This is a genomic window from Paraburkholderia strydomiana (assembly GCF_046030495.1).
Classification (GTDB): Bacteria; Pseudomonadota; Gammaproteobacteria; order Burkholderiales; family Burkholderiaceae; genus Paraburkholderia; species Paraburkholderia strydomiana_A.
The window spans coordinates 153,774-168,281 of the sequence record NZ_JAQQCJ010000017.1; the positions used below are offsets into that span (position 1 = coordinate 153,774).

Here is a 14,508-nt window from a genome sequence, read left to right on the forward strand (position 1 = left end):
AAGCAAAGCGCGTCCTCACATTGCGAGGCCGCCGCCAATCATGACTCGGCCGCCACCAGCGGCCAACGCGCCAGCGCAACATGACGCGTTCGTCCAAGCAGACTGTGTATCAACGCAAACTCGCGCACGTTCCAGCACGCCGATTCCACGGGACACTCCGCAGCCCAAGGCATGCCATACGCCAATGTGACGTGCGGCACATAGGGCGTGGCGATTGAACCCGCACGTTCCCCAAAACCAGCGTGCTGCAACGCGTGCCCCAGTGCGTCATGGAGCGCATGAAGACCGGCGACGCGCTCGCCACCAGTCAACACAAGAGGACCCGGCCGAGGCTTCGACGCAAAGCTCACGACCGTGTCAAATTCGACCGTGAATGGCGCCATGTGGATCGACGCGGCTGCCCGCATCGCGGCGTCGACCTTATCCGGAGGCAGGCCGCCTGCGAAATTCCCGAGATGCAGCAATGTCACGTGCAGACGGCTAGCCGCAAGCGGCTTGCCGCGCACGCGCGACCCCGCGCAGCGTTCTTGCGCGAACTTCGAAATAGCGGCCGCCGTATGGGTGTCGGGGAAGACCGCGAAAAACAGACCATCCGTTGGCGTCGGCGGCGCCTCGAGTCCGGGCAACCATAGTTGTTCAGGCATTTCGTTCGTCACCGGGTAAGGCCGGCATGGATGAATCTTCCTTCATGTTGAAGTTCGCTCGCGCCCGACCACGACACATCAGCAGCGCCCCTGGTTTCCGGATGGGACCACACACTCTCACGTTGCGCCCACGCGTAATACTGTACATTCATACAGTATTTACAGCAATGTGGAACTGCTCAAAAAGCGCGAAATGTTGGCTGACGCCGCGAAATACGATGCCGCGTGCGCAAGCAGTGGCGCGCTCAAAGGCGGCGCGCCTGGCATCGTCGGGTTGGGCGGTCGCATCGGCGCGGGCATTTGTACAGCGGAATTTGTACAGCTTTACGCCGGAAGGCCGCTGCATGCGGTTGCTGGAAATACTGCACGCCAGTTTCTTTTGATACGGATGAGGAAGGCGGAATGACGGAACCGGTTGGGCAGTGCGCGACGTTCCGGTGTCACACACGCCCTCTCCCGCAAAGCCTTCTGCTACCTTGCTTGCCGCCACCCCGCGAAGGCTTCGCGGCATCTGCGCCGATCGCCGGCACCGATACCGCAAAGACCCCGCGCCTTGCAATCAAGGCAGCGCATAAGCCATCACATAGTCGCCCAGCTTCGTGCCAAACGAGCCATGCCCCCCCGCTGCGATCACGACATACTGTTTGCCATTCGCTTCATAGGTCATCGGCGTTGCCTGGCCGCCTGCGGGCAAGCGGGCCTGCCACAACATGTCGCCGGTATCCGTGTCGAACGCGCGGATGTAGTTGTCGGCAGTGGCGCCGATAAAGAACACGTGGCCCGCCGTCGTCATCGGGCCGCCCAGCATCGGCATGCCCATCTTGAACGGCAGCGGCAACGGCGCGCTGTCGCGCACTGTGCCGATACGCCTCTTCCAGACGATCTGGTTCGTCTTCAGATCGATCGCCGACACATAACCCCACGGCGGTTGCTTGCACGGCAAACCGGTCGGCGCAAAGAACGGATTCAACTCGACGCCGAACGGAATGCCGTACTGAGGCTGAATGCCGGTTTCGGTGCCGCTGCCGCCTTTGGCGTTCTTATCCGGTTCGATCGGGTTGCCCGGGCCGCGCGGAATCAGCTTCGACACGAACGGCAGCGCGATCGGATTCGCAATCGCGATCTGCCGATCCGTATCCACGGCAAGGCCACCCCACTCGAACATGCCGAGGTTGCCGGGGAACACCAGCGTGCCCCGTTCCGACGGCGGCGTGAACGTACCGTCATAGTCCAGATGCTGGAACATCACGCGGCACACCAGTTGATCGAACATCGTGGCGCCCCACATATCGGCGCCCGTCAATTTCCGGCTCGGCCGGAATGTCAGATCGGAGAACGGCTGCGTCGGCGATACGTGATCGCCTGTCGCCGCGCCTTGCGGGACCGGCCTTTCCGGCGCCGGGACGACCGGCTTGCCGGTGCGGCGGTCGAGCACGAAGATGTTGCCGGTCTTGGCCGGCGCGTAGACGACCGGCACGACATTGCCCGACTGATCGGTGATGTCGGCGAGCGTCGGCTGGGCCGGCAAGTCCATGTCCCAGAGATCGTGATGGACGGTCTGATAGAACCATGCCAGCTTGCCGGTGGTCGCATTGAGCGCGAGCAGGCCGCTGGCGAAACGTTCCTGCTCCGGCGTGCGGTTGCCGCCCCAGATGTCCGGCGTGGTCACGCCCATCGGCAGATAGACCAGATCGAGCTTCGCGTCGTAGACAGACGGCGCCCACGAATTCGGCGAATTGATCGAATAACGCTGACCTTCGCCAAGCACCGCGTTGGGCTCTTTCGCGCCCGGATCGAATGCCCACAGCAGCTTGCCCGTGGTCACGTCGAAACCGCGAATCACGCCGGAAGGCTCACGCGTCGAGTAATTGTCTTCGACGGCGCCCGCGATCACGATCACCTTGTCGGTAATGACGGGCGGCGAGGTCGGCTCGTATTGACCGGCGGTCGTCACTGGCTGGCCGGCTTGCAGATCGAGGTCGCCATTGGTCGCGAAGTCCTTGCACAACTGGCCGCTTAGCGCGTCGACAGCGTACAGGTGACCGTTGTTCACCGGCAGATATATCCGGCGCGCGCATGTCGCGGGCGCCGCCGACGGTGCCGCCGCCTGCCCGTCATCGCCCGCACCGGCAGCCGTCAGGTCGTGATACGACACACCGCGACACGTCACGTGCTGGAAGCTCGGATCGGTCTTCAGCTTCGGATCGAAACGCCACTTTTCCTGGCCGGTCGCGGCGTCCAGCGCGAACAGGATCTGGTGCGGCGAGCATAGATACAGCAGGTTACCTATTTTGATCGGCGTGACTTCATCGGTGATCTCGCCCGGGTCGGTCGAACGCTTCATGTCGCCGGTGCGGAATGTCCACGCCGGTTGCAGATTCTTCACGTTCTCCGCGTTGATCTGCTTGAGCGGCGAGTAGCGCGTGCCGTGCTGGGTGCGGCCGTACGCGGGCCAGTCGGCGTCAGCGGCAGATGCGGCCGTGGCCGCCTCGGGTGCGGACGCGCTGCTCAGCGTGCCGTTCAGTTCCTGCGGATCGTTGAAGACCGCATAAACCAGCACGACGCCGCTGACAATCAATGTGGCGCCGAGCGCCATGGCCGGCGTCCTGGCCGGCGCGTCGAAGCGGCGATAGACAAATGGCAGCAGCAGCCAGATGCCGAAGATGACCAGCACGCCCAGACGCGGCGTCAGCGCCCAGAAGTCGGTGCCGACTTCCCACAGCGACCATCCGATGGTCCCCAACAGCAGCAATGCATAGAGACCAAGCGCAAGCGGTTTGCGGCGCTGGACGAGAACGGCCGTGACCAGCATGACGACGCCTGCGATGACGTAGTACGGCGAGCCACCGCTCGCCACCAGCCAGACGCCGCCGACCAGCAGATACAGCCCGGACAAGGCGGCGAAGACCACAGTCAGCACGCGTGCTATGGAAGAAGATTCGGATCTTTGCATCCTGATTACCTCTGCAGTTGGTAATGCCGCGTCGGAATGAGACGAAACGCCTGGCGAGCGGGAAGGCTTGAACGCTCCGGGGACGGGATTGACATTCTGCTGTCGCGTAGCACGATTCGTACCTCGAAGCATCGCGAGTCGAACGGCGCTATGCGGCTCGCATGGCTGAGCGGCATCGGCCTGGCGGCAGCGTGTTCATCGACAGGAGAGACCGTCATGACACATTCCTTTCATTTCATGCCGCGCAGTTTCCTCTTTGCCTGCTGTGCGCAAGCGCCATGGGTTGTAAGCCAGTCCATTGACGATGATAGCCGAGGGATAGCGTGTCATCGAGAGATGTGTGCTTGAAAGCGCGTCCCGATGAAGCGGGCGGCGGCGGTGCGGACATCCTGCCGCTGTCGGCGGCGACCCGGCATTGCGTACGACAGGGCATTGGCATTAGCCAATACCGGTCGATGGATGCTCTATCCGGCACAGCAGCGGTGGATCATCGACAACGCCGGCGACAAGTCACCACCATCGCGCATTCGGGGTTACGTATTCAAGTACATGGCTGCAAAAACGGCGCAAGTCTTGGTGATCGTCCGCCGTTTGTCATCGTGTCGGCTAGAAATGGACGATTGCTCCAATCCCTACACAGCTATTTGCACGGCGACGATGACTCCTATTTCCCCATTCAATGCGGCAAGCGCACTCGCCCCTGCGAGACAGGGTCTTGTTCATTAGCGGCGCCACGCGAAAATCCACGCGACAAGACCGTCGAATGAAACCCTGCAATTTCAGGCTCCTTCGAGAATTTGTCTTAAAAGAATAATGATAGGATTACTTATAATATAAATGGCCGCACAACGCGGCAAAATCCCCGGCAAGCGCGTTTTTCTTCCGTGGCGTAGTAACTTTTCTTTTGAAATGACCATTGACCACGCCGTCGCCGAATCGCCCGCAATCGAATGTAACCTGATGCCCGCAATGGGTTTGCTAACCGTGGTCACACCCAGCATCTTCGGCACTTCAAGCCCGCACTGTTCCGGCGAAACCCGAGACGCACACGGTCAATCGTGCGTGAATGCCAAAAAGGTTTATCGGTGATGCGCAACCACGGCCTGCTGTTCAAGCACCGCCCTCGCCATCCCACTTCCCCACGCCGGCACAACGGCAAGATCGCCGTGAAGCAAAGCAATGCCGTTGCTACCCGGACGAATTCGGATTCCGTTGCGACGATGGCGCCGCGTTGCGCATCAGCTTTGCACTGGACTGCTGCGAACGGAAGGCCGTGTCGAGATTGCGCCCGTCAATCAGACACGACGAACAGACAAGGTCGAAGCGGCCACCGACCGCGACCAATGTATTGACCTCAGGCGCCTCGCCCTGCTCCGTCGTCCCGTCCAGATCCGGCAAGCTCGCGGATGAGACTCTCCGCCAGCGGCCACTCTCCATAGCCGGCCGCAGGGTTCAGATGTCCCACTTCGCCAAGGTCGACGAAGCGGCTGTTCCAATCGGCGGCCATAGTGGCAACGCGATCGAACGCCGCGAGGGGATCGTTGCGGCTGGCTCCGACGATGCTCGGGAACGGCAGCGGTTTGCGCGGGATTGGCAACCACCCGTGATCTTCGAGCACGTCCAGCGTCGGATAGCCTGCGGGCATGGGCAGTTCCAGGTCGGCCGGGGTAGCCAGCAGCGCGCCCTGAATCGGACGGCTGTGGTGCTGCGCCCAGTGCACGGTAATCATGACGCCGGCGCTGTGAGCGACCAGCACGATCGGCCCGTCGATCTTCGCGATGGCCTCGTTCAGTGCCGCGACGCGCGCCGCGCAACTGAGCTTGTCGTATTCGAGCGGCGGCACTGAAGCCGCTTTGGGAAGGCGAGCCTGCAGCAGCGTCTGCCAGTGTTCGGCCACGTGGTCACGCAGGCCGGGCACGATCAGTATCGTAGGTGCCGTATCGGGAGTCACGACGTCGATTCCTTCAGGTTAATACGGCCGGTCGCCAACGATCCCGGCTCGCTCCATCTTGCGATGGCACGGCGCGTAATCCATCACCGCATAGTGCTGCGTGCTGCGGTTGTCCCAGATCGCGATGCTGTTCGGTTTCCAGCGCCAGCGCACCTGGTACTCGGGGATGTAGGCCTGGCTGATGAGATAGCGCAGCAGATCGCCCGCACCCGGATTGGCGTCCTGTCCGAAGCGCACGCGCGCCGGCGTGTGGTAGTTCGTGATGTGCGTCGTGAACGCGTTGACGAACAGCACTTTCTCGCCCGTTTCAGGGTGTGTGCGTACAACCGGATGTTCCGCATCGGGATATTGCGCTTTCAACGCGTGCCGTTTTTCGATCGGCATCGCCGCACCGAAGCTCGCTTCGATGCTGTGGCGTGCGTACAGATCGGCGATCTGCTCCTTGACGTACGCGGGGAGGTTCTCATACGCGAGCACCATGTTCGCCCACATCGTATCGCCGCCAACGGGCGGACATTCCACGCATCGCAGCACAGCACCGAACGGAGGCGCATCGCGCCAGGTTGCATCGGAATGCCAGGCGTTTTCGTAGCGATCGTTAGGCTGATCCGGCGACTTGTAAATGCGCACGAGGCCTGGATTCTCGGGATCGCTGCCCGAGACCGGGTGGCCCTCCAGGTCGCCGAAGCGCCGCGCGAACGCGACATGCTCGGCACGGCTAATCTCCTGATCGCGAAGGAACAGGACGCGATGCTTGAGCAGGTTCGCGCGAATCTCGGCAAAGAGGCCATCGTCGTGGATCGCGTCGGCAAGCCTGACGCCCACCAGTTCGGCGCCAATGGCGTTGCTAAGTTGTTCGATATGCATGTCGCTCTCCTTAAATGACGAACACGGACGAGCCCGTTGTCTTGCGCGATTCGACATCGCGGTGCGCCTGCGCGGCATCCTCGAGCGCATAGCGCTGATTGATTTCGATGCTGATGCGGCCCGCCGCGACGTGGCCGAAGATTTCCGCGGCCAGGTCCGCTTTTTCGGCGGGGTCGGCGATATAGTCGGCAAGCGCCGGACGGGTCAGATACGGCGATCCTTTCATGGCCAGGATCTGCGGATTGAATGCCGTGATCGGTCCCGACGCCGTGCCGACGCAAACAATCAGGCCGCGGCGTTTGACTGAATTCAGCGTGGCGTCGAATGTATCCTTGCCGACGCTGTCGAAAACCACATTGACGCCGACGCCGTCGGTCAACTCGCGTACGCGCCTGGCAACGTCTTCGTGGCTGTAGTTGATGGTGTGCGCGCAGCCGTGCGCGCGGGCGACTTCCGCCTTCGCTTCGCTCGACACAGTGCCGATCACCGTAAGGCCCAGCAGCTTCGCCCATTGCGAGACGATCAGCCCGACGCCGCCCGCGGCAGCGTGAAGCAGAATTGTGTTGCCGGGTTTGAAGTCATAGATGCGCCGCATCAGATACGCCGAGGTCAGGCCGCGCATGGTCATGGCTGCTGCGGTCGCGCAACTGATGCCTTGCGGCAGCTTGATCAGCGGCTCAGCCGGACAGAGACGCTCCGTGCTGTAGGCGCCCAGCGTGTTGATAAAACCCGTGTAGGTGACACGATCACCTACCGCGACGTTCGTCACGCCCTTGCCCACTGCTTCGACGACACCGGCTGCTTCCACACCCATGCCGGCAGGCAACGGAACCGGATAGAGTCCGGAGCGGAAATAAGTGTCCGCGAAATTCAGGCCAACGGCCTCATGGCGCAGGCGAACCTCACCGGGCCCCGGCTCGCCGACTTCAACGTCTTCGTAACGCAAGACTTCAGGGCCACCGGTCTCATGAAAGCGGACTGCTTTCGCCATGATTCGTTCTCCAGGTTGTTTCTCGATTGACTTAAAGGTAATGCGGTTGCTGAAGGACCTCTACGCCCACGGCACTGAGGTCGATTACCGCACGGTCTCCATGTGCTGCTTTGACTACGCCGCGCTGCCGCTTCATCAGGCGGACCGCGCAGCAAGTGCTCCCTTTTCCCAAAGCGCACAAGCCAGGCCGATATCTACGCCGCTCGCGAAGCAGGTGGGGAGCCTCCCTCTTCAGGCGCCGTCGGCAGGAAATCTCGATTGCCATGCTGGCCGAGTTTTGCCAGCGCATCGGGCACATGCCGACGCAACGGAAGAGGGATCAGTTGAACGAAGATACGGCAATCCGGCGCTACGGATTTCGTTTTTGATGACATTCTTTTGTGATTTGGCGACACTGCGCGTTAACACCAATCCCACGCCAATGGGCCGAATACGAGGCGCTGCGATCGAGCGTGGACAGCAGCCCAACCGCCCGGCGCGCCGCTGAAATGCCCCGCCCCGATTGCAGACCTAAGCGAGGTCAGTGACGAGATAATGCGAATCCATCCAGTCGTAGCTCGAACTGCCGCTTGCCCAGGCCCAGTTGGTCCGGCCGTCGCCTGTTCTGCTTTCTGCACGATCGACTGTTGCCTCCTTGGCTGCCGTCCTTCCGCCCTCTGCCTGAGGTGCGAGGTGTTGCGTCTGCGTCCCGTGTTGTCCAATCCTGGTCATTGCTGAATTTCCTCTTAAAAGAACTGGCAGCAGCACCGCGCCGCTAACCTGGCCGGCTAACTTGCAAGGAGTGGGCCAACCCGGCACTGAAGATCCAGACCATTGATTTAACGGCACAATGTTTTTTCCCGCTGCGACGCCAGCTGCAAAAGTGAAATTTGAATTTCACTTTTGGCCTCGCCAGGAACATGCGCCGATATCAATCGGATTCCTATCTTTCTCGACAAAGCCGCGTCGCAACCGCCGTCAGCGCCCCCTTAATGCATGCGGGAACCGACCGGCTGCTTCATACAAGGGTTGATTACGGGCGCACGTCCCCTCTGCCTCGAAGGTCGTGGCCGACTTTGTCAATAGATGGGCTGATTTAGGTAGTCGATTTGCGTTGAGTCTGGACTACGATCGGCTCAACAGTTTCCCTGCCGCAGTCATCAGCACTCCCCCGCCCGTACCTGCGTTGTCCAACGCAGCTTTCCGGATTGGCACTCGCCCCTCTCGCCCTGGGAGGGAATCGACGCGAACGCTGTCGCCAGCGCCTCGCCTCAGGAGACGACACGATTGCGATCCGTCGGCCACGCCCGATACGGTGCGGCGGCGGCGTTTCGGAAACGGACAGGGCAAGTCCATTCATTAACGACTAGCAGAGAAAGAGATGAACGAAATCGGTGGTTACGACATTGAAGACCTGGAAGCCGGCATGACCGCGACCTATGCGAAAACCATCACGGAGGCGGACATCCAGTCCTTCGCGGCCGCATCGGGCGACAACAACGCCGTTCACATCGACGAGGCATTCGCGCGGACCACGCCGTTCAAAGGGTGCATTGCGCATGGGATGCTGACCGCCGGTGTGATTTCCGCGGCGCTCGCCGGGCAACTCCCGGGCCCCGGCACTTTGTACCTCGGACAGAATCTGCGTTTCAAGGCACCGGTTCGGCCTGGTGACACGGTGCATGCGACGGTGTCGGTGAAAGAACTGCAGTTGGAACAGCGCCGGGTCGTGATGTCGACCGTGTGCACAGTCGGAGGAAAAGTGGTGATCGACGGCGAAGCGGTCGTCATGGCCACGTCTCGTACGCGACGCCTCGCCGAATGCGCGACCCACGCTGAACAGTCTGCCAGCGTCGTTCAATCAGGCGAGGCGGTGTAATCATGTCGTTAAACGCACCGACTGAATATCTACAGGGATTTCTCGATTCCGGACCGCTGTTCTGGCGCGCGATGGCGAGCATGAAACCGGATGGTGACCATCACGATCAGAACGCCGCGCACGTCAAAGCGGCGCCGCTCGGAACACGGCTCGCCCCCGTGGCCCTGCTCGATGCGGTCTCGGCGTACTGGCCGCAGATGACATCGGTCTGGACCCGCTCTCTGGCTAGCACACTGGGCGCGCAAACCGAGCCCGTGATCGCCCCGAAGCGCAGCGACCGCCGCTTTCTTGCCGAAGACTGGCGCAACAATGCATGGTATAGCCTGCTCAAGCAGAGCTACCTGCTCAACGCGCGGTTTCTTGAAGAAGTGGTCGAAGCTGCCGTACTTAGCGAAAAGGACAAACAGAAGCTCGTGTTCTTCTCGCGGCAGTTGATCGACTCGCTGAGTCCGGCCAATTTCGTCGCGACCAATCCCGAGGCGCTCAAGCTCGCGTTCGAATCCAACGGCGACAGCTTGCGCCACGGCTTCACGAAACTGCTCGACGATATGCAGCGCGGCAACATCTCGATCACAGACGAAACCGCTTACGAGGTTGGACACAATGTGGCGGTGTCGCAAGGCGCGGTCGTGTTCGAGAACGATCTGTTCCAGCTGATCCAGTACGCGCCGCTCACGGACCGGGTCGCCAAACGTCCCGTGGTGATCGTTCCGCCCTGTATCAACAAGTACTACATTCTCGATCTGCAGCCTGAAAATTCCTTCGTGCGCTTTGCCTGCGAACAGGGGATGACGGTGTTCATGGTGTCGTGGCGCAACCCCGATGCCACCATGGCGCAAACGACATGGGACGACTACGTCGAACAGGGTGCGTTGACGGCCATCGACGTGGCGCGCACGATCACCCGAGCCGACCAGGTCAACGCCGTGGGATGGTGTGTGGGCGGCACCATTCTGTCATCGGCAGCGGCGATCTCGCGCGCTCGCGGCGAGGACAAGCTGGCCAGCATCACCTTGCTCACCACGATGCTGGATTTCGAAGAGCCTGGCGAGCTGGGTGTATTCATCGACGAAGCCGGCGTCGCCCAGCGTGAAAGCGCAATCGGCCGGGGCGGCATCTACTCGGGCAAGGAACTGGGGTTCACGTTCCAGACCTTGCGGGCCAACGACCTGATCTGGCCTTACGTGATCGACAACTACCTGAAGGGCAAGTCGCCGATGGCATTCGACCTGCTGTACTGGAACGCCGACAGCACGAATCTGCCCGGCCCCATGTACACCTGGTATTTGCGCAACATGTATCTGGAGAACAACCTCTGCAAACCGGGACGCTTGACGGTGTGCGGCACGCCAGTCGATCTCGGACACATCGATGCCCCCACCTACGTGCTGGCCACGGAGGAAGACCACATCGTGCCGTGGCGATCGGCCTATCGATCCACGCGACTGGTTGGCGGCCCGACCCAGTTCGTTCTCGGCGCGAGCGGCCACATAGCCGGGGTCGTCAATCCTGCCTCGAAGAACAAACGAAGCTTCAGGGCCGGTGGTGATGCGACCGGCGATCCGGAGGCGTGGCTGGCGTCTGCCGAAACACAGCCGGGTAGCTGGTGGACGCACTGGATCGAGTGGCTCAAGCCGCACGCTGGAGAGCCGGTGAAGGCGCGCACGAAACCGGGAAGTACCCTTCATAAGCCGCTCGAAGCGGCACCGGGGCGTTATGCGAAGGTTCGTACGGCATAGCGCTGCATCGGGCCGGGCGCGTGCTCACGCCCGGCCTGCCGCGAGACTCGGCGAACCCTATGATCGCGGCGGCGTTGCCGGTGACGGCGCGCGAACGGCGTGCTCACGGACAGCCGCCGCAACCTGATCCCGATGCACGCCAGCCCATTCGACTGGATGAACCGACCTCCCTCTGCCTGACGCTGACCTGCCGATTCCGGTGAGCTTGCCGATAGCGCCAACCGGCGCCGAACGCTGCCGTACAATGACGAACGTGGTGCACCGACATCAACGAGCCTCGTCAAAGCCATGCATTCACCCAGCGCCACCGTCCCGATCTCACTCCTCAACGGCTTCCTTGCCGCGGCGGGGGCACGGCCTGGTCTCGTGCGCAAGTATCTGGATGAGGCTAGCATCTCCCCCGCGCTTCTGACCGAACCGGGCGCGCGCGTCACGGAGGAACAGTTTTCGACGCTATACCGTGCACTCGCCATCGAATTCGACGACGAAATGCCCGGCATCTTCGCGCGTCCGATGCGCAGCGGCACGCTGAAGTTTCTCTGTCTGAGTCTGCTTGATGCACCCAATCTGGAAACTGCCATGCATCGGTTTGGACAGTTCTTCCACATCGTCCTCGACGACTTCAGGTTCGAGTCGCGCAGGGACGGCCTGATCGCGTGCGTCGCCCTTCACCCCGATCCGTCGTCGAACGTCAGCATGCTTGGGCAGCAGCTCATGTTAAAGCTCGCGCACGGCGTGGCATCGTGGCTGATCGGTCAGAAGATTCCCCTGCTGCAAGTCGAGTTTGCGTTTTCCTGCCCACCGCACACGGTGGATCATCTGTATCTGTTCCCCGGCCCGGTCCATTTCGACCGCCAGCAAACAATGATGCGCTTCAGCGTCGGGTATTTCGACATGCCGATCCGCCAGCGCAAAACGAATCTGCGCAACTTTCTCGCGCGTGCGCCGGAAGACTGGATTTTTGTTTCCTTCAGCGAGCAGCTCACGAGCCACCGCGTCAGGCAATACCTCGCCGCCTGTTTGCCCAATGTGCCGACCATTGAAGAGGCCGCGCGAAGTCTGCACTGCTCGGTCCGCACGCTGTGCCGGCGCCTCGCCGCTGAGGACACCGCGTTCCAGACGCTGAAGGACGAACTGCGGCGCGATATCGCAATCCAGCGACTCACCGGTACACACGACGCCATTGCCGCGATTGCGGGCGATGTCGGCTTTGACGACCCTACCGCGTTTCATCGGGCTTTCCGGCACTGGACCGGCAGCACGCCGGGCGAATACCGCCGCCATCCCTGAGCGCATCCCTAAGTGCATCCCTGAGTGCGTCCCGAACGCGTCCCTGCGCGCCTGACGGCGCCATCGCGCGGCAGCCCCGGCACGTTGCCCCGAGCTGCGAAGTAAGCGCATATCGGCGAGCCGTCCGGTTTGCGGGTCGTGGCCGGGTTTGTCAATAGATGGGCCGATTTCGGTAATCGATTTACGTGCAAACGGGACTACGATCGGCTCACTGTTATCGCACCGGGCCATCGCGTCTGCCTCCGCCCGCGTCCCCTCTTCAATTGCACCTCTGGAAATCCATCATGAGCTACACGGCACCCGTCAAAGACATGCTGTTTGTCATCAACGAACTTGCCCATCTCGATCGCGTGTCGACGCTTGCAGGCTTCGAGGACGCAACCGCCGACACCGCGCAAGCGGTGCTCGACGAAGCGGCAAAGTTCAGCGCGGACGTAATTGCGCCGTTGAATGTCGAAGGCGACAGAAATCCGAGTATCTTGCGCGACGGCGAAGTGTTCGCCACGCCGGGCTTCAAGGAAGCCTTCCACCAGTTTGCCGAAGGCGGTTGGCAAGGTGTCATGCATCCCATCGAATACGGTGGCCAGGGCTTGCCTAAACTGCTGGCGACGCCGTGCATCGAGATGCTCAACGCCGCCAACCTGTCGCTGGCCCTGTGTCCGCTGTTGACCGACGGCGCGATCGAGGCGCTCCTGACAGCCGGCACCGAAGCGCAAAAGCAAGCCTATTTGCCGAAGCTGATCTCCGGCGAATGGACCGGCACGATGAACCTGACCGAGCCCCAGGCCGGTTCGGACCTCGCCTTGGTCCGCACGCGCGCCGAGCCCCAGGGCGACGGCACGTATCGCGTGTTCGGCACCAAGATCTTTATCACGTGGGGCGAACACGACATGGCGAAGAACATCGTCCATCTCGTGCTGGCTCGCACACCGGGCGCGCCTGAGGGCGTCAAGGGCATCTCGCTCTTTGCCGTACCGAAGTTTCTCGTCAACGAAGACGGCTCGTTGGGTGAGCGCAACGACGTGCAATGCGTGTCGATCGAACACAAGCTCGGCATCAAGGCGAGCCCCACCGCGGTGCTGCAGTTCGGCGATCACGGTGGCGCAGTCGGTCAACTGATTGGCGAAGAGAATCGCGGCCTCGAATACATGTTCATCATGATGAATTCGGCCCGCTTCGGCGTGGGCGTGCAGGGTATCGCCGTGGCTGAGCGCGCGTATCAGAAGGCCGTTGCGTATGCGAAGGATCGCGTGCAAAGCCGCCCGGTGGATGGCACCGCGAAGCAGTCCGTCGCGATCATCCAGCACCCGGATGTTCGCCGCACGTTGACGACCATGCGCGCGCTGACCGAGGGCTCGCGTGCCCTCGCCTACGTCGCCGCCGCGCACAGCGATATCGCGCATCGTCACGCGGACCCGGCCGTGCAGGCGGAACACCAGGCCATCTACGAATATCTCGTGCCGGTAGTGAAAGGCTGGAGCACGGAAATCTCCGTCGAAGTGGCCAGCATGGGCGTGCAGGTTCACGGCGGCATGGGTTTCATCGAAGAGACGGGCGCTGCACAGTACTACCGCGACGCCCGCATCCTGACGATCTACGAAGGCACCACGGCGATTCAGGCGAACGATCTGATCGGGCGCAAAACCTTGCGCGACGACGGTGCGGTGGCGAAGGCCATCCTCGCCCAGATCGATCGAACGCTGGGAGAATTGCGGGAATGCGCGTCGTTCTCCGCCCACCCCGCATTCCGCTCGCTGCACAAGCGGCTCACGACGGGCCGCGAGGCTCTCGCGAATGTGGTGGAATTCATGCTCGCCAATGCCAAAAGCGATCCGAATGCGGTATTTGCCGGCGGCGTGGCTTACCTGAAGCTGGCCGGCATCGTCCTCGCGGGCTGGCAATTCGCCCGTGCGCTGCTGGTGGCTGCCGGGAAGCACGATGACGATCAGTCGTTCTACGACTCGAAGATCGCCACCGCTCACTTCTTCGCCGATCACATCCTGACTCAGGCCGTCGCGCTCGAGGCATCCATTGTCAGCGCGAAGAACAACGAAGGCATGCTGGCACTGAGTGAAGACCAGTTCTAAAGAAAAGGCATCACATCGTGACAGATACAAGTCTCATTGAGCAGTACGGCCCACGCGAGTCGATGGAATACGACGTCGTGATCGTCGGCGGCGGCCCGGCTGGCCTGTCCGCGGCGATCCGCCTGAAA

At 61.8% G+C, this 14,508-nt stretch carries 13 protein-coding genes and 1 pseudogene; 9 read left to right on the forward strand and 5 right to left on the reverse strand.

The genetic code is table 11. From position 1 onward, the window contains the following. Positions 1 to 38 precede the first annotated feature (38 nt). Entirely contained in the window at positions 39 to 644 is a 606-nt protein-coding gene (locus PQQ53_RS22740; protein WP_408326284.1) for a 2'-5' RNA ligase family protein, read from the reverse strand. A gap of 169 nt (positions 645 to 813) precedes the next feature. Here PQQ53_RS22740 and PQQ53_RS22745 point away from each other — a divergent pair. Next, positions 814 to 1,021: pseudogene (locus PQQ53_RS22745) on the forward strand (putative DNA modification/repair radical SAM protein); the annotation flags it as partial. A gap of 182 nt (positions 1,022 to 1,203) precedes the next feature. On the opposite strand, the gene PQQ53_RS22750 reads toward PQQ53_RS22745, so the two are convergent. After that, positions 1,204 to 3,597 (reverse strand): glucose/quinate/shikimate family membrane-bound PQQ-dependent dehydrogenase, encoded by a 2,394-nt coding sequence (locus PQQ53_RS22750; RefSeq protein WP_408326287.1) that lies wholly within the window; start codon positions 3,595 to 3,597, stop codon positions 1,204 to 1,206. Between the two features lie 344 nt (positions 3,598 to 3,941). Here PQQ53_RS22750 and PQQ53_RS22755 point away from each other — a divergent pair, with 344 nt between their 5' ends. Further along, complete coding sequence (locus tag PQQ53_RS22755) at positions 3,942 to 4,364, forward strand: hypothetical protein (RefSeq protein WP_408326290.1); 423 nt, start codon at positions 3,942 to 3,944, stop codon at positions 4,362 to 4,364. A gap of 70 nt (positions 4,365 to 4,434) precedes the next feature. Further along, entirely contained in the window at positions 4,435 to 4,686 is a 252-nt protein-coding gene (locus tag PQQ53_RS22760; RefSeq protein ID WP_408326292.1) for a hypothetical protein, read from the forward strand. A 265-nt stretch (positions 4,687 to 4,951) separates the two neighbouring features. Here PQQ53_RS22760 and PQQ53_RS22765 read toward each other — a convergent pair whose 3' ends face one another. The 3 genes from PQQ53_RS22765 to PQQ53_RS22775 are packed head-to-tail and all read right to left on the reverse strand — an operon-like array spanning position 4,952 to position 7,406. Further along, a complete protein-coding gene (locus PQQ53_RS22765) occupies positions 4,952 to 5,548 on the reverse strand; it encodes an RBBP9/YdeN family alpha/beta hydrolase (RefSeq protein ID WP_408153773.1) in 597 nt (198 codons plus the stop codon). Between the two features lie 18 nt (positions 5,549 to 5,566). Then, complete coding sequence (locus PQQ53_RS22770) at positions 5,567 to 6,415, reverse strand: TauD/TfdA dioxygenase family protein (RefSeq protein WP_408326295.1); 849 nt, start codon at positions 6,413 to 6,415, stop codon at positions 5,567 to 5,569. A 10-nt stretch (positions 6,416 to 6,425) separates the two neighbouring features. Further along, positions 6,426 to 7,406, reverse strand: coding sequence for a quinone oxidoreductase family protein (locus PQQ53_RS22775; RefSeq protein ID WP_408143917.1), 981 nt, complete (start codon positions 7,404 to 7,406; stop codon positions 6,426 to 6,428). A 46-nt stretch (positions 7,407 to 7,452) separates the two neighbouring features. Between PQQ53_RS22775 and PQQ53_RS22780 the strand changes: the two genes are divergently transcribed. The 6 genes from PQQ53_RS22780 to PQQ53_RS22805 form a co-directional block, all read left to right on the forward strand. Further along, entirely contained in the window at positions 7,453 to 7,893 is a 441-nt protein-coding gene (locus PQQ53_RS22780) for a hypothetical protein (protein ID WP_408153775.1), read from the forward strand. Between the two features lie 873 nt (positions 7,894 to 8,766). After that, positions 8,767 to 9,264 carry a MaoC family dehydratase gene (locus PQQ53_RS22785; RefSeq protein ID WP_408143921.1) on the forward strand — a complete coding sequence of 166 codons (498 nt, stop codon included), beginning with the start codon at positions 8,767 to 8,769 and terminating at the stop codon, positions 9,262 to 9,264. Between the two features lie 2 nt (positions 9,265 to 9,266). After that, complete coding sequence (locus tag PQQ53_RS22790; RefSeq protein WP_408153777.1) at positions 9,267 to 11,003, forward strand: PHA/PHB synthase family protein; 1,737 nt, start codon at positions 9,267 to 9,269, stop codon at positions 11,001 to 11,003. 288 nt (positions 11,004 to 11,291) lie between these two features. Beyond that, the gene (locus tag PQQ53_RS22795; protein WP_408143925.1) at positions 11,292 to 12,293 is read left to right on the forward strand and encodes an AraC family transcriptional regulator; all 1,002 of its coding nucleotides are present in this window, start codon (positions 11,292 to 11,294) and stop codon (positions 12,291 to 12,293) included. Positions 12,294 to 12,577: 284 nt separating this feature from the next. Continuing rightward, positions 12,578 to 14,380, forward strand: a complete 1,803-nt coding sequence (locus tag PQQ53_RS22800; RefSeq protein WP_408143927.1) for an acyl-CoA dehydrogenase — start codon at positions 12,578 to 12,580, stop codon at positions 14,378 to 14,380. A 17-nt stretch (positions 14,381 to 14,397) separates the two neighbouring features. Further along, a partial coding sequence (locus PQQ53_RS22805) for an FAD-binding protein (protein ID WP_408326309.1) occupies positions 14,398 to 14,508 on the forward strand: 111 nt, incomplete at its 3' end.